General features: G+C 62.5%; 13 protein-coding genes and 4 pseudogenes. 6 read left to right on the top strand and 11 right to left on the bottom strand.

Annotated elements, in window-relative coordinates; genetic code table 11:
* Positions 1-239 precede the first annotated feature (239 nt).
* Positions 240-869: a DUF2625 family protein gene (locus tag PV375_RS02740; RefSeq protein ID WP_201518399.1), complete on the bottom strand. Its 630-nt coding sequence runs from the start codon at positions 867-869 to the stop codon at positions 240-242.
* Between the two features lie 363 nt (positions 870-1,232).
* Here PV375_RS02740 and PV375_RS02735 point away from each other — a divergent pair, with 363 nt between their 5' ends.
* Positions 1,233-1,652: an Imm44 family immunity protein gene (locus PV375_RS02735; protein WP_201521296.1), complete on the top strand. Its 420-nt coding sequence runs from the start codon at positions 1,233-1,235 to the stop codon at positions 1,650-1,652.
* Between the two features lie 119 nt (positions 1,653-1,771).
* Here the strand turns inward: PV375_RS02735 and PV375_RS02730 are convergent, their stop codons facing one another.
* The 3 genes from PV375_RS02730 to PV375_RS02720 form a co-directional block, all read right to left on the bottom strand.
* Positions 1,772-2,080, bottom strand: coding sequence for a nucleotidyltransferase family protein (locus tag PV375_RS02730; RefSeq protein ID WP_230972874.1), 309 nt, complete (start codon positions 2,078-2,080; stop codon positions 1,772-1,774).
* A 51-nt stretch (positions 2,081-2,131) separates the two neighbouring features.
* Positions 2,132-2,398 carry a HigA family addiction module antitoxin gene (locus PV375_RS02725; protein ID WP_201518426.1) on the bottom strand — a complete coding sequence of 89 codons (267 nt, stop codon included), beginning with the start codon at positions 2,396-2,398 and terminating at the stop codon, positions 2,132-2,134.
* 288 nt (positions 2,399-2,686) lie between these two features.
* The gene (locus tag PV375_RS02720; protein WP_332106038.1) at positions 2,687-3,193 is read right to left on the bottom strand and encodes a hypothetical protein; all 507 of its coding nucleotides are present in this window, start codon (positions 3,191-3,193) and stop codon (positions 2,687-2,689) included.
* Between PV375_RS02720 and PV375_RS02715 the strand changes: the two genes are divergently transcribed.
* Positions 3,192-3,608 carry a hypothetical protein gene (locus PV375_RS02715; RefSeq protein ID WP_332106037.1) on the top strand — a complete coding sequence of 139 codons (417 nt, stop codon included), beginning with the start codon at positions 3,192-3,194 and terminating at the stop codon, positions 3,606-3,608. The genes PV375_RS02720 and PV375_RS02715 overlap by 2 nt on opposite strands.
* Here PV375_RS02715 and PV375_RS10525 read toward each other — a convergent pair.
* The 7 genes and pseudogenes from PV375_RS10525 to PV375_RS02685 all read right to left on the bottom strand — a co-directional run bounded on the left by PV375_RS10525 (position 3,549) and on the right by PV375_RS02685 (position 9,751).
* On the bottom strand, positions 3,549-3,788 hold the full coding sequence (locus PV375_RS10525) for a HepT-like ribonuclease domain-containing protein (protein WP_442903920.1): 240 nt from the start codon (positions 3,786-3,788) through the stop codon (positions 3,549-3,551). The genes PV375_RS02715 and PV375_RS10525 overlap by 60 nt on opposite strands.
* Positions 3,785-4,114, bottom strand: coding sequence for a nucleotidyltransferase family protein (locus tag PV375_RS02710; protein ID WP_201518403.1), 330 nt, complete (start codon positions 4,112-4,114; stop codon positions 3,785-3,787). Before PV375_RS02710 ends, PV375_RS10525 begins: the two co-directional genes overlap by 4 nt.
* A 352-nt stretch (positions 4,115-4,466) precedes the next feature.
* A pseudogene (locus tag PV375_RS02705) lies at positions 4,467-5,152 on the bottom strand (DUF305 domain-containing protein).
* Between the two features lie 48 nt (positions 5,153-5,200).
* Positions 5,201-7,230, bottom strand: a pseudogene (locus tag PV375_RS02700) (copper-translocating P-type ATPase).
* A 261-nt stretch (positions 7,231-7,491) separates the two neighbouring features.
* On the bottom strand, positions 7,492-7,818 hold the full coding sequence (locus tag PV375_RS02695; RefSeq protein WP_332106036.1) for a heavy-metal-associated domain-containing protein: 327 nt from the start codon (positions 7,816-7,818) through the stop codon (positions 7,492-7,494).
* A gap of 102 nt (positions 7,819-7,920) precedes the next feature.
* Positions 7,921-9,032 (bottom strand): annotated as a pseudogene (locus tag PV375_RS02690) (sensor histidine kinase).
* Positions 9,029-9,751, bottom strand: coding sequence for a response regulator transcription factor (locus tag PV375_RS02685; protein WP_332106035.1), 723 nt, complete (start codon positions 9,749-9,751; stop codon positions 9,029-9,031). The pseudogene PV375_RS02690 and the gene PV375_RS02685 overlap by 4 nt, the downstream one beginning before the upstream one ends.
* A gap of 403 nt (positions 9,752-10,154) precedes the next feature.
* On the opposite strand from PV375_RS02685, the gene PV375_RS02680 reads away from it, so the two are divergent.
* The 4 genes and pseudogenes from PV375_RS02680 to PV375_RS02660 all read left to right on the top strand — a co-directional run bounded on the left by PV375_RS02680 (position 10,155) and on the right by PV375_RS02660 (position 13,928).
* A complete protein-coding gene (locus tag PV375_RS02680) occupies positions 10,155-10,730 on the top strand; it encodes a CueP family metal-binding protein (protein ID WP_230972875.1) in 576 nt (191 codons plus the stop codon).
* 70 nt (positions 10,731-10,800) lie between these two features.
* Positions 10,801-11,414: pseudogene (locus PV375_RS02675) on the top strand (multicopper oxidase domain-containing protein); the annotation flags it as partial.
* Positions 11,415-11,679: 265 nt separating this feature from the next.
* Positions 11,680-12,039, top strand: coding sequence for a Cd(II)/Pb(II)-sensing metalloregulatory transcriptional regulator CmtR (cmtR, locus tag PV375_RS02665; RefSeq protein WP_201518407.1), 360 nt, complete (start codon positions 11,680-11,682; stop codon positions 12,037-12,039).
* Positions 12,036-13,928 carry a heavy metal translocating P-type ATPase gene (locus PV375_RS02660; protein ID WP_332106034.1) on the top strand — a complete coding sequence of 631 codons (1,893 nt, stop codon included), beginning with the start codon at positions 12,036-12,038 and terminating at the stop codon, positions 13,926-13,928. The genes cmtR and PV375_RS02660 overlap by 4 nt, the downstream gene beginning before the upstream one ends.
* Positions 13,929-14,201: the final 273 nt, after the last annotated feature.

The raw sequence follows: 14,201 nt of genomic DNA, 5'->3' as shown, positions 1-14,201 counted from the left end.
TGTTGGTCATTTGTCCCCAGCGAAAGGATGGGGGCATCTTCGCGAGCGGCTGTGTCCCAGCCGAGGTCTTTAAAAATCTGTACCGAGCGGTCAATGGGCCTCATGTGTGTTCCTCAGATCAGGGCCGTCACCTAATCATGGCACGCGGTTATGCCACCCGGTTTGCCCGGTCGATCGTGCCCTGTTCCAGCACGCGGGGTGACGTACTTAAGTTCGAACACGAAGCGCCGCCCCTCGTGTCACGCAGTACCCAGCAACTCCTGGATGCTGACAACCGACCTTGACGCCTTGCTCACGTCACTGCCCTCAACGGTGGAGGGCGGAGGATAGAGGGCAATGCCCTGTGACAACGCCAACGGCGCCACCTCGCCTTGCCAACCGGGCCAGCGCAGCCCCTCGAACACCACGTCGAGCGCACCGCTCAGCGCAGCCTGTAGGAATGCCGAGTAACCGCCACCGAGTCCATCCCATGCGAGGGTGTCCGGACCGAAGTAACACACTTCACCGGGCGCAACACCCAGCGCACCGCCGTCGATGGCGAACAGGCCACCCAAGACGTCATGCCCGACAACGAGCGCACCGGGCGGTTCTGGAACGGGGCCGCTCAGCCCGTTCGCTTCAGCGATGCTCAGCAGATGCTCGCTGCCGCCGCCGTACAAACGAACCCAACCGTGGTCGGCGACGATGCCCCCGGTGTGCAGCGCGACGGCCCCCATCGTCGACGCGGCACTGACCTGCAACCCCCACAGCGAACGCTGCCCTCGCTCCGGGTCGACGGGAAGCGCGATGACGTCGGATTCGGCTAACGCCTGCTGAAGATGGGGCCAGGCCGGATCGTCGACGGCGATGAGGCGTTCGATGTCGAGCATGGCGATTCCTTCACTTAGCAGGCTCATCTTCAAGGACGAGCGGTGAGCACCAGCTGCATACTACAGCAAGACTCCACAAAGTTTCACCGCAAATTCATTTGCTACATTGCCACCAATCAACTGACGGCAACGCTGCTTGGAACACTTATAGGACACTACTACGCACGTGGAGTAAATACCCCTACGCTGCTACGCGTGACAACCATATGACGCACGCCAGGGATGCTTGTGAAGTTTTCAAGTGTAACGAACATATCAATGGCAACATAACGCAACACCTAATCAAAACGAATACCCATCGTTTTCGACCAATATTAAACAATTCACGTCAGCATGACACAAAGACACCAGAGGCAACGCTAAATGAGATTGTGGAATTCCGCTGAAGCAGAGCATACCGTAGGGCACGTATATAGCAAGATCGCAAATGAGATTGAGAGAATAGTTAACTCATATATTGAGGGCAAACAATTTTCTGATGCATATAAAGATTGGTACTGGTCATACATCGCAATGCTTGAGGGGCCAGTTATGAAGACGATGAAACTCCCCGAGATTGCACGACGCAACAATAAACAACAGGATCTTGAGTTTCGACTGAAAATCGATTATCAGTCTTTCCTCGATGGTGATTACAATCAACGACTTGAACTGATCATCGAGTCCTTGAATCGCTGCTTAGATCATCCAAAGATGACGAACACTTGGAAAGTTCCGGAAAGTGACATAACCATTCTGAAACAAGCTTTGCAAGCGGCAGAGCAACAGTTGAAGAATAATTAAAAGTTGCCCATTAGCGACTCGACACAATGCATACAGCGAGCTTGCGCTACATAATGACGATCCCCTCGACGAAGGATAGCGCAGCCAAGCATGCCGGATGGGCATCCCATAAGTGGGCCTTAGACGTCGGCAACATAGACAGTCTCTGCCTGGCCGAGGGCCGACTCACGAAAGTAGGGATTGCGGATTGCTCGCTTCACAACCAGATCGACATCGCGCTTAACGATGGCACGAAGATCGTCATGCAGCGCGCAGAAGTCTTCAAACGGATCCGGCCGTCCGGGAAGGAAGTCGACGAGGAAGTCGATGTCGCTGTCGGTGCCAAAGTCTCCGGTGACGACGGATCCAAACAGTGCTAATTCTGCCACGCCGTGGCGCTCAGCGGCGCGACGGATGGCGTCGAGATCCATGCCTGCAGTGACAGTCATGGGGCCAGTATACGAACGTCACCTACCAGCAGAACGGTGAGCCAGGCTCGGTCACGACAGGTTTACTGTCAAGTCCGACCGATGTCTCGCATCGACCGAGATCAATACACCGTCGGGGCAAAGAACTGCGCGGTTGGTGACGCCGCCAGCAGTGATGGCGCGCTTGCCATGCACGATCTCGTTGACCCGACGGGGCGGCACCCCGATCGAAACGGCGAGCTTGTGCTGGGTGATGCCGAGCCCCTCGATGAAGTCCTCCATCAGGATCTCTCCCGGGTGGACCGGCTCGATCAGGTCGGCCTTCGACGAGTTCGGCATCGTCTGCACCTCCATCCCTCCCGGCGAAGCACATACACCATTGTGCGTGCACGCGGATGTTGCACTGCCCGCGCCGGTCGCCGACGAGACGCTCCAAGATCGCTAAACGTTAAACCGGAGCTCGACGACGTTCCCAAGCTGATTAACGTCTTTTCGGCGCCACAGATCCCGAGCACCGCGATACTTCTGTTTTGGTCGATGCCGTCAAGGACGCCCACACCCGCGCACTTGCCACAGGCGTCGACATCGTGTCTCCGCTAACGACCGTGAACTGAGACCAAGGTGCAATCATTCAAAATAGTTGAAGGGATACCTCTCACTCAGTTGCGAATGGATGCTGTTCAGAAGGTCCGAAACTTCCTGCTCGTATTCATTGATCTCCTGCCCCTCATCAAGCTTCTCTTCCAGCTCCGACAACAAGAACCCCATCCTGAGAAAACCAGTGAAGTCGATTTTCAGATCGAGGAAGCTCTCTGGCCCTCCGTACTCCCCCTGGTCGTGGTCGAAAAAGAACACTGTCTTGTGCAGTGCACTCAAGAACCACTCATCGCCCTGCCCCGACTGCCCGATAAGCCACAGATTTTCGGGCAAACCGTCGCCACATGCTCGCCGATTCCACTCGAGCACCTTCTGATAGCCATACAGAACAATGTCCGGCGTGATACTTACCCCGTCATAACGATGAATGAACTCGGTGTACGTTGCATCGATGTCAGGGATCTTGGCTTTGTTTTTGATGGCGGGATCAAGCTGCTCAAGAGAACTGAAAAGCTCGTTCGGATCAATCAACCTCATGATTTTTCCCCTACTCATCCGTGACCGGAGACTGGTCGTCGAAAACCAGTTCGACGGGCTGAGCCCCAGTGAGTTAGTGGTTCCAAAGATGGATGGCATCGTCGCCCGGCAGTATAACAAGGGCGGTGCCGGAGAACTCCGGGGCCGCCCTCAAGCGGCCATTCAGCCGATCAGCCAGAGGCTGAACGACGCACTCGGCTACACGTTGAACCGGAACTCGACCACGTTCGGTAGCCGAAAAACCTTTGGGTCCGCGCTTTCAATCGGTGGCAATGTGCCCACGCAACGCCTCGGCCAGAGGCGGCAGATGAGTCTCGACGACATCGCGGACCACGTCGATGTCGACTCCGAAGTACTAGTGCACCAGGATGTTGCGAAAACCCCGAATCTGAGGCCAGGCGATCTCAGGGTGTGACCCGGTGATCTCATCGGGAAGGTGGTTCACCGCTTCGCCGGTGATCTGCAGATTCCGCTCGATCGCATCCTCTGCCATCTCCGCGATGTCACTCTCACGGTCCAGCGCAGCGACGTACCTCTGGCACCGCTCGACTGCCTCTAGCGCATCAGCGATAGGCTGCTCCGGACTGCGACTCACAGTGGCACTGCCTCGGCGAGCGCCGAGGCAGAGACCGGACGTTTGAGCAGTTGGGCAGGAAACACGTCGATGTCATCGCGCCCGAACAACGCGCGCGTCTCCTCGAGCAGACCGGATGCACGCATCAGAACGTTCCCGTCGGCAGGGTCCATCTCGACGAGGATGTCGATGTCCGATCCTGCAGTCGCGGTGCCGCGGGCGACGGACCCCAACAGCTTCGGGTTAGTCGCGCCGTAGCGGTCGAGGAGCATCTGGAACTCGTCACGACGCGCGGCGAGGAGCTCGCGCAGCGCGAGCGACTCGGGCGTCATGACGGTCTCAAACATGCTTCCAGGGTACCGGACCTGACAGTACGTCGACATGACGCGCTACACGTTGAAGCGGAACTCCACACCAACGCCGTGTCCACTACTCGGGGGACACCCCCAACAATCAATGCTGCCCTGCCGGCAGACCAGGGCGGCCGTGTGAGTATCGGACAATAATGCGTAGTCCTCCAAGGGTCTGGACACAGGAGCTTTCCCTTCCTCAGTGGTGCGACCAGAGGGAGAAAAAACATCCACCCCGGTGCACCCGCTGCGGTGACAACGACCCATCGCCCACAGCAGGTGGCAATCGTCACGCTTATCCCTCTTTTTCAGATGCCTGTCCTCGGGATCAGAAGAAGACGGGGACCTGTCATAGGGCGGTGAGCATCTGCTGCATCTGGGCGATCTCGGCCTCCTGGTCGTTGATAATTTGTTCGGCCAGGGTGATCGCATGGGGATTCTGGCCGTCAGCAACCTCGTCACGGGCCATGTCGACCGCACCTTCGTGGTGGGCGGTCATCTGCTCCAGGTATAGACGGGCAGCCTCGGTGCCCTGGGCCTCCTCAAGGGCTGTCATATCCTCCTGGCTCATCATCCCGCTCATGCCACCAATCTCGCTGTGATCCATTCCACCCATCTCGTCCATGGTGCCCATGCCCCAGAGTCGGTGACCGGCTGCTGGCCCCAGGCCTCGAGCATGGCGTTCATCCGGTCAATCTCCGGTCCCTGGGCGTCAGTAACCCCCTGGGCAAACTCCACGGCCTGGGCGGGGATACCTTCCTTGGCCAGGAGCATCTCACTCATCTCCACGGCCTGCTGGTGATGAGGGATCATCATCTGGGCAAACATGATGTCCGCGTCGTTGTGATCGTCGGAGATCTCCCCGTCCGCCTCAGTCTTCGCCGTGGTGGTCTCGGTCGTCTCAGCGTTAGTCGTCGCAGTGCTGGTGGTCGAGGTGGTGGCGTCGGTGTTGCCTGACTCGGTGGCCTCACCGCAGGCGGCCAGCGCCAGGGTGGAGGCCACGGCGATAGCGGAAAGAACAAGGGTGCGCTTCATGGTCGAGCCGTTCAGGGTCATATGGGGGCAGTGGAGAGAAGTGGTGGATCAGTGGACAGCGGTGGATGCCGGAGTAGGCGTGGTGTGTTCCTCCTTCGACTCGGTCGGAGCCAGGTGAGCCGGATCCAGATCAATGCGGCGCAACAGCTGGGCGTTCAGGGCCACCACGATGGTCGAGGCAGACATCAAGATCGCGCCCACGGCCGGGGACAGCACGAACCCGATTGAGGCGAGCACTCCGGCGGCCAGCGGCACGGCGAGGATGTTGTAGCCAGAGGCCCAGATGAGGTTCTGGATCATCTTGCGGTAGCTGGCCTGGGACAGCTCAATCATCGACAGCACCGCCCGCGGGTCATCACTGGCTAGGACCACTCCGGCGGATTCCATGGCCACATCCGTGCCGGCCCCGATGGCGATACCGACCTCCGCGCGGGTCAGAGCGGGGGCGTCGTTGACACCGTCGCCGACCATGGCCACGCTCAGGCCACGCTCCTGTAACTGGGTGACCTTGGTGTCCTTGTCCTGGGGCAGGACCTCGGCGAAGACCTCATCGATCCCCAGGTCCTGGCCAACTGCCTGGGCCACCTGCTGCGCGTCACCGGTGATCATCGCGACCTTCACCCCGCGGTCCTGCAGGGCTTTCACGGCGGCGCGGGATTCGGGGCGGATCTTGTCCTCGACGGCCACCGCACCGATGATCTGACCGTCGCGGACAATATGGAGCACACCGGCCCCACGCCCGGTCCAGGCGCTGGTGGTGTCGGTGAGCTCGGCCGGGGTGGTGAGGTTGAACTCGCGCAGCATGTTCGGCCCGCCCACGAGGATCTCAGCGCCATCGACAGTGGCCCGGACTCCCCTGCCGGAGGCGGCGCTGAAACCAGTTGCACGGATTTGCCGACGGGAGGCCTCGGGATGGGCGGCCGCGGCCGCCACGATGGCGCGGGCCACGGGGTGCTCGCTGTCGGCCTCCGCAGCGGCAGCCAGGGCCAGCAGCTCGCCCTCGGTGACGCCGACAGCTGCCGCGACATCGGTGACCGCGTGCGCACCCGCGGTCAGGGTGCCGGTTTTGTCGAAGAGCACCACGTCGATGGTGCGCATCCGCTCGAGCGCCATCCGGTCCTTGATGAGCACCCCGGATTTCGCGGCCCGCTCGGTGGAGATCGCAATGACCAGCGGAATCGCCAGGCCCAGGGCGTGCGGGCAGGCGATGACCAGCACCGTGACCGTGCGCACCACGGCATCGTCCGGGCTGCCGATGATGGTCCACACCACCGCGGTGATCAGAGCGGAGATCAGCGCGAACCAGAACAACAACGCCGCCGCCCGATCCGCCGGGGCCTGGGCCCGGGAGGAGGACTCCTGAGCGTCGGCAACCATGCGTTGGATCCCGGCCAGGGCGGTGTCCCTGCCGGTAGCCTCCACCCGGATGCGGACGGTGTTGTCGGTGGCCACGGTACCGGCGACCACCTTGTCACCAGTGTCGCGGAAGACGGGACGGGATTCGCCGGTGATCATCGCCTCATCGAATTCGGCGGCTCCGTCGAGGATGGTACCGTCGGCCGGCACCCGGGCACCGGCCCTCACCTCACCAGCACGACGTCGTCGACGACCAGCTCGGAGATGGCCACGGTGCGGGTGGTCCCGTCGATGACTTTCTCGGCCTCATCCGGCAGCAGGGCAGCCAGCGCGTCAAGCGCGGAGGACGCGGCCCCGAGAGCGCGCATCTCCAGCCAGTGGCCCAGCAGCATGATGGTCACCAGCAGAGCCAGCTCCCACCAGAAGTCCAGCTCAAAACCGCCCAGCCCCAGAGTGGTGACCCAGGAGGCGACAAACGCCACGGTGATGGCCATGGCGATCAGGAGCATCATCCCGGGTTGGCGGGATTTCAATTCTTTCCATCCGCCCTTGAGGAAAGGCGTTCCGCCGTAGACGAAGATGATCGTGCCCAGCACCGGGGGGATCCAGGTGGATCCGGGGAATGCCGGGAGGTGGTAGCCGAGCAGCTGGGCGACCATGGGGCTGAAAATAATGACGGGAATGGACAGAATCAGCGACCACCAGAAGCGGTCCCGAAACATTGCGGTGCTGTGTCCGGCGTGTTCGCCGTGACTATGAACTTGGTGGTCTTCGTCCATGGCGGAGTGCGGGTGATCGTGGGGCATCGCCTGGCCGTGGGTGTCGGCATCTGCGTGGTGTTCGTGGCTGGCATGATCCGGGTGGTGGGTGTGGCCTGTTTCCGGAGCGGGGTGATCACCATGGTGCTTGCTGGAATGGTGGGGAGTGCTCATGACGTTCCTTTCGCTCAACCCGGTCGGGGTCGAGATGATGGGTAAAACTGATCAGGATAAGACGGTGTAGCCGGCCTCCTCGATGGCCCGGCGAACCATCTCCGGAGGTACGACACCGGTGACCGTGACGGTGGAAACACCACCAGCAGCGAGATCAACCTGGACGTCGTCGACCTGGGGGAGGGCCTGAAGGGCCTGGGTCACGCTTTTCGCGCAGTGGCCGCAGGTCAGGCCGGTGACCTGGTAGCTAGGGGTAGACCCTCCTGCTGACGAGTCGCTGGCGGCAGGGATGGAGGCGGTGTCGGCACGTGAGGCAGGTCCGCAACAGCTGCAGCCGTGGGAGGCCATCGGCAAGAGGCGGGGCGGGGAGGTGATCATGGGAAAGCTCCTTCGGTTCGGTGGGGTGCGGCGATGCCGCTCTTTGGCATATACCCCTTTCAAGGAGTGGACGGCACGGCTCTCACGCGGGGCAGGGTGTGGTCACTGAGCAGCCTCCTCACTGTCGGGAGGGGACAGCGGGAGGCGGAGGACAAACACCGCTCCGCGACCGGGTCCGGGGGAGGTGGCGGTGAGAGTGCCGCCGTGGGCCTCGATCAATGCCTTGGAGATGGTCAGACCGATACCGGACCCGCCGTTGTCCCGGCTGCGGGCGGCATCCCCCCGGTAGAAGCGTTCGAAGATGTGTCCGAGCTGGCCAGGTGGGATGCCCTCGCCGTCATCGGCGACGTGGATGAGCGCGGTGGACGCCCCCTGTCGGTGGACGCTGATCCGGACCTGCCCGCCGGCCGGGGTGTGCCGTAGCGCGTTCGACAGGAGATTGCTCATCACCTGGCCGAAGCGTTGCCGGTCCACGACCACCCGGGCGGTGTCCGTAATGGTCTCGACCTGTAAATCGACGCCTTTGTCAGCATAAGCTTCCCCCGTGGCAGCAGCGGCGGTATGGAGCAGATCCCCGAGCCCTTCCTCTGCCAGGTCCAAATCGATCCGGTGTTCCTGGGCCCGGGAGACATCGTCAATGTCTCCCATCAACCGGGTCAGGCGGGTGAGTTGGTCAGCCATGATCGTGTGGTTGGCATTATTCCAGTCCACGACCCCGTCCTGGAGACCATCGAGGTAGACCGTGAGCACCGATAAGGGGGTGCCCATTTCGTGGGCCAGATCAGAGAGCATCTGGCGGCGGACCTGTTCGGTGTGTTCCAGCCGGTCGGCCATGGTGTTGAAGGCATGCGCCAGGGTGGCGACCTCGGGGCCTGCTTCTCCGGCGGGCACGCGGATACGGGAGTTACCGGCCGCCAGGCTGCTAGCGGCGCGGGTGAGATCCTGCAGGGGGGTGCGCAGGCGACGCGATAACCACAGGCTGGCCAGTAGGGCGCTGATCAAGGCAGTGGGCAGATCAGGTTGGCGTCCCGGTAGGCCTGCTCGGCATGGAACAGCTCTAGCGAGGGGTCCTTCCGGCCGGCCATCAACATATGATCATGGAACAGGGTCGGGCCCACCGTCGTGGCCACGGCCGCGGCCACCAGCAGGCTAATCACCACGACCAACACCTGGGCGGCCAGGAAGCGGAAGGTCAGGCCGGGTCCGTGATTCATGGCTGCCCCACCCGGTAGCCCACGCCACGCACGGTGTCGATAAACCCCCGGCCTCGGGTGTCGGTGCCGAGCTTGCGACGCAAGTTGCCTATGTGGACATCGACGATGCGTTCATCACCGACCCAGGTGGTGTCCCAGACCTCGGTGACCAGGTCGTGGCGGGTCAGCGCCTGACCGGGGCGCAGGGCCAGGGCAACCAGCAGCTCGAACTCCGTGCGGGTGAGCTCCACGGTCGTCTCCCCCACCCGCACCTGATGGGCGACGGGGTCAAGGATGAGGTCACCAACGATCAAGGGGGTGGTCACCTGCGGTGGGGTGGTGCTGGTGCGCGGGCGGCGCAGCACTGCATGCACCCGGGTCACCAGTTCCCGGATGCTAAAAGGTTTGGTGATGTAGTCATCCGCCCCCAGGGTCAAACCGCTGATCTTGTCGTCCTCGCTGCCACGCGCGGTGAGAATGAGGATGTAGCAGTCCGAGAAGGTGCGGATCCGTCGGCAGACCTCCAGACCGTCGAGTTCGGGCAGCCCCAGATCCAGCACCACAACATCGGGGGAAAAGCGACGGGCCTCGTCCACGGCCTGGGTGCCGGTGTGCGCCTGGCGGGTGTCGAAGCCTGCCCGGATGAGGTAGGAGGCCACCATCTGAGCCAGGGGTTGTTCATCATCGACGACCAGCACCCGCCCCAAGGGCGTGGCGGTGGTCGGTGTGTGGTCAGCCATAGACCCCAGTATCGCTCCGGGCAGGGGGAATACCACCCTCGCTCAGTGCCCGGCGGGGAAGTCTTCATCAAATCTTCAAATATCGCCCTTCGACCGCCGTCACCCCTGTGCCCCACCCCGGGCCGGCGGCATCGCCTTCCCTGGTCGGTTCAGCAGGCGCCACCAGGGATTTCACTGCCTACACCGCATACCCGGGGCGGGTGGAAGGACATCGCCCACGGCTGTGGGGTGGTGTTCCGGTGGTGACCCAGCCCACCGAATTCACCCCCTTTTCGCCCTGTTATAAGGCTGTGAGCAGGGTTTTTGATTTCTAGTCCGTCCGGCACCCGTGCTAGATAAAGGTATGGCATCGACCTTGAGGCGGTGTCTTCTCACAGTGTTGCCACGATCCAAGGAGATTGACGTGAAACGAGCAGCGATCGCAGCCGCCGCCCTTGCCCTCGCTCTCACGGGGTGTTCGGCCGCCGACCCGGAACCCACGGCCGACGGGACGGTGTCCCAGGATACATTCCTGACTGCCCATGGCCTGGCCGACATGGACGCGGTGGAGATCATTGATCACCTCGACCGGCAGAAGGTCACTGAGCGTCCCACGGATCTGATCGCCTCAGTGCGTGCCGATGAACTGCTGCTCTCGAGCGGTGACCAGGAAGTCGTGGTCGATCTTCCCGACAATCAGACGTATGTCTCGATCGCACCCTATCTCACCTCCACCCACGACTGCTTCTACCACAGCCTCACGACCTGCCTGGGGGAACTCAGCAATGAGGATATCCAGGTCACGATCACCGATGAGGCGACCAGTGAGGTGCTGGTGGACGAGGCGACAACCACCTTCGACAACGGATTTATTGGCTTCTGGCTTCCCGATGCTATCACCGGCCTGATTGAGGTCAGCTACCAGGGGCGTACCGGCACCACGGAGTTTTCCACCACCGACGACGGTGCCACCTGTGTCACAGACCTGCGCCTGACGTGATGGCTCAGCAGGGTCCTCACCTGCGCCTGTCTCCCGTGTCACTGAGTTCTTACACCAGGAAGGTTAAATCATGACGAACGCGTTTTCCCGACGACAGTTTCTGCTCGGCGGGCTCGTCCTCGCCGGCACCGGGGCCGTGGCCGCCTGCACCAGCGACCCTGGACCCGCTGCCTCGGCACCAGGTCCCTCCCTTCGCCCCACTCCCGCCCCCACTGCGCTCGGTGAGCCGACGGTGCGCCGGACATTGACCGCCCGGCCCCTCTCCCTGGATATCGGGGGGGCATTGAAGCCAACGCGTGGGGATACGTCTCTGACACTGGGGATGCGGCCATTGAGGCCACCGCCGGCGACGTCCTGCAGGTCGATTTCACCAATGAACTGCCTGAGAGCACCTCCATCCACTGGCATGGCATCGCACTCCACAACGCAGCCGACGGGGTGCCCGACATGACCCAGGACCCCATTGAACCTGGCGAGTCTTTCTCCTATGTTTTTGAAGTCCCCCACGGCGGCACCTACTTCTACCATTCCCACACCGGCCTGCAGCTTGATCGCGGCCTCCACGCCCCACTGATCATCCGTGACCCGCAAGACGCTGGGGACCAGGACGTCGAGTGGACCATCGTGCTCGACGACTGGGTCGATGGCATTCAGGACACTCCCGCCGCTGAGCCCGGCAAGCTCATTGAGCAGCTCAAAGCCGACGCCGCCGTCATGTCCGCTGACTCCCTGCTCATCACCATCCCCACCGGGATGGGCGTGGACGTCAACGTAAAGATCGTGACCAATTTCGCCACGCACGTCGCCCTCGCGTTGGGTTGGCAGCCGAACCGCGAAAGCCCAGTTACCGGCTATCCGATCGACTAATTTCTGCAAGTCGCAAGCTCTTCACTCCAATCTCAGTTCAGTGCGTGCTGAATAGTTCAGTGAATACTGTATAGTTCAGCATATGCTAACTATTGCTTCACGCCTCGACGTCATGAACCGGCTCGGCCGAGCTATGGCCGATCCGACGCGCTCCCGAATCCTGATGGCCCTACTTGACGGCCCGAGCTACCCGGCCGTGCTCTCGGACAGCTTGGATCTGACCCGCTCGAACGTCTCGAACCACCTGACCTGCCTGCGCGACTGCGGCATCGTCGTCGCCGAGCCAGAGGGCCGCAAGACTCGCTACGAACTCGCCGATCCGCACCTCGCGGCAGCGCTCGACGCGCTGGTGAACGCGACGTTGGCTGTCGACGAAAACGCCCCGTGCATCGACCCTGAGTGCTCGGTGCCCGGCTGCAGCGTGAAAGGAGCGGACGCATGAGCACGGCGTGTGGATGCGAACACGAACCCGTCAAAGAGATCGAAGAGCGCGATCGACCATGGTGGAAGGACCCCGAGCTGCTGCTGCCGATCTTCTCCGGCGTAGCCCTCGGCATAGGCCTAGCGCTGGACTGGTCTGGGCAGGAGACGCCCGCGACGGTACTGTTTTGGGTTGGCCTGCTGCTGGGCGCATACACGTTCGCACCTGGAGCGATCCGGAACCTTGTCACGAAGCGCAAGCTCGGCATTGGTTTGCTGATGACAATCAGCGCGGTTGGCGCGGTAATCCTCGGCTTCGTCGGAGAGGCCGCGGCGCTAGCGTTCCTATACTCGATCGCCGAGGCACTGGAAGACAAGGCAATGGACAGGGCCCAGAGCGGGCTGCGGGCACTGTTGAAGTTGGTACCGCAGACCGCGACGGTGCTGCGCGACGGCACGGCGGTCGAGGTCGCAGCGAAGGACCTCGTGGTTGGCGAGTTGATGCTCGTGCGCCCAGGGGAGCGGATCGCCACGGATGGCATCATTCGGTCTGGACGTTCCAGCCTTGACACCTCAGCGATCACCGGAGAATCCATTCCGGAGGAGGTCGCGCCCGGCGACGAGGTGCCCGCGGGAGCGATCAACTCCGCCGGTGTGCTGGAGGTCGAGACGACCGCAGCTGGAACGGACAACTCACTGACCACACTCGTGGACCTGGTCGAGCAGGCGCAGGCGGAAAAGGGCGACCGCGCCCGGATCGCCGACCGGATTGCCCGTCCCCTCGTGCCCGGAGTGATGATCCTCGCGGTACTGGTCGGCGTGATCGGCTCGCTGCTCGGCGACCCCGAGACGTGGATCACCCGTGCACTGGTGGTCCTGGTCGCAGCGTCGCCGTGCGCGCTGGCAATCTCCGTGCCGCTGACGGTCGTGGCCGCGATCGGCGCGGCCAGCCAGTTTGGCGTGGTCATCAAATCCGGCGCGGCGTTCGAGCGGCTCGGCGGCATCCGTCACCTGGCGGTGGACAAGACCGGAACCCTCACCCGCAACCAGCCCGAGGTTACCGGCGTGGTCCCGGCAGTGGGATTCGATCGGGCCCAGGTGCTTGCCTTCGCGGCGGCAGTTGAGCAGCAATCGACGCACCCCCTCGCCGCGGCGATCGCGGCAGCGGTGCCCGAAGCGCCCGCCGCCCAGGACATCAGCGAGGAAGCCGGACATGGCATCGGCGGCACCGTCGACGGTCGACGGGTGCTGGTGGGCAGCCCCCGGTGGATCGACGCCGGGCCACTAAAGGCAGACGTTGAGCGCATGGAGTCCGAGGGCCAGACCTGCGTCCTTGTCACCGTCGATGATGCCCTCTCCGGGGCTATCGGGGTGCGCGACGAGCTGCGGCCCGAAGTGCCCGAAGCCGTGCAGACCCTGCACGCCCACGACGTGGAAGTGAGCATGCTCACCGGCGACAACACCCGCACTGCCCGGGCCCTGGCTGAAATCGCCGGAATCGACGACGTGCGCGCCGAGCTTCGCCCGGAGGACAAGGCAAGCATCGTCGCCGAACTCTCTTCCAAGACGCCGACGGCGATGATCGGTGACGGCATCAACGACGCGCCGGCGTTGGCGGGCGCGACGGTGGGCATAGCGATGGGAGCGACCGGCTCTGACGCCGCGATCGAGTCCGCTGACGTCGCCTTCACCGGCCACGACCTCCGGCTGATCCCGCAGGCGCTGCAGCATGCCCGCCGAGGCAGCAGGATTATTAACCAGAACATCGTTCTGTCTTTGGCCATCATCATCGTGTTGATGCCGCTGGCGATCAGCGGTGTGCTGGGCCTGGCCGCCGTCGTGTTGGTTCACGAGGTCGCCGAGGTCATCGTGATCTTGAACGGCCTGCGGGCTGCACGAGCGAAACGCTGAGGCTGTGACCGGCAAGTCTTATAAGGGTTAAACCACGCGCCGAGCACACACACGTTGGACCAGGCGAGTCATTCGAGTTCACCACCTGGTCCTTCTCGATGCGTGCAGGCACGGGAACTGTGGGTGAACCTAATAGTTCAACGGCCCGATACCACTTGCAAATTCTTCACACGAGGTAGCGGAATGGACCGAGGCCGAACGAAAACCGGAGTTAGAGACAGCGCTCTTCAACCTCCTCCCCCCAATAACGCGAAACGTCATTAACGCCTCGCG

The sequence above is a fragment of the Gulosibacter sp. GYB002 genome, from assembly GCF_036577665.1.
Classification (GTDB): Bacteria; Actinomycetota; Actinomycetes; order Actinomycetales; family Microbacteriaceae; genus Gulosibacter; species Gulosibacter hominis.
This window is presented reverse-complemented; position numbering and strand designations above follow the sequence as displayed.

Coding starts and splice junctions, on each gene's coding strand:
- PV375_RS02740 (WP_201518399.1), bottom strand. CDS start 869: ATGCTCGACATCGAACGCCTCATCGCCGTCGACGATCCGGCCTGGCCC.
- PV375_RS02735 (WP_201521296.1), top strand. CDS start 1,233: ATGAGATTGTGGAATTCCGCTGAAGCAGAGCATACCGTAGGGCACGTA.
- PV375_RS02730 (WP_230972874.1), bottom strand. CDS start 2,080: ATGACTGTCACTGCAGGCATGGATCTCGACGCCATCCGTCGCGCCGCT.
- PV375_RS02725 (WP_201518426.1), bottom strand. CDS start 2,398: ATGCCGAACTCGTCGAAGGCCGACCTGATCGAGCCGGTCCACCCGGGA.
- PV375_RS02715 (WP_332106037.1), top strand. CDS start 3,192: ATGATTTTTCCCCTACTCATCCGTGACCGGAGACTGGTCGTCGAAAAC.
- PV375_RS02720 (WP_332106038.1), bottom strand. CDS start 3,193: ATGAGGTTGATTGATCCGAACGAGCTTTTCAGTTCTCTTGAGCAGCTT.
- PV375_RS02710 (WP_201518403.1), bottom strand. CDS start 4,114: ATGTTTGAGACCGTCATGACGCCCGAGTCGCTCGCGCTGCGCGAGCTC.
- PV375_RS02695 (WP_332106036.1), bottom strand. CDS start 7,818: ATGATCACCTCCCCGCCCCGCCTCTTGCCGATGGCCTCCCACGGCTGC.
- PV375_RS02685 (WP_332106035.1), bottom strand. CDS start 9,751: ATGGCTGACCACACACCGACCACCGCCACGCCCTTGGGGCGGGTGCTG.
- cmtR (WP_201518407.1), top strand. CDS start 11,680: ATGCTAACTATTGCTTCACGCCTCGACGTCATGAACCGGCTCGGCCGA.
- PV375_RS02660 (WP_332106034.1), top strand. CDS start 12,036: ATGAGCACGGCGTGTGGATGCGAACACGAACCCGTCAAAGAGATCGAA.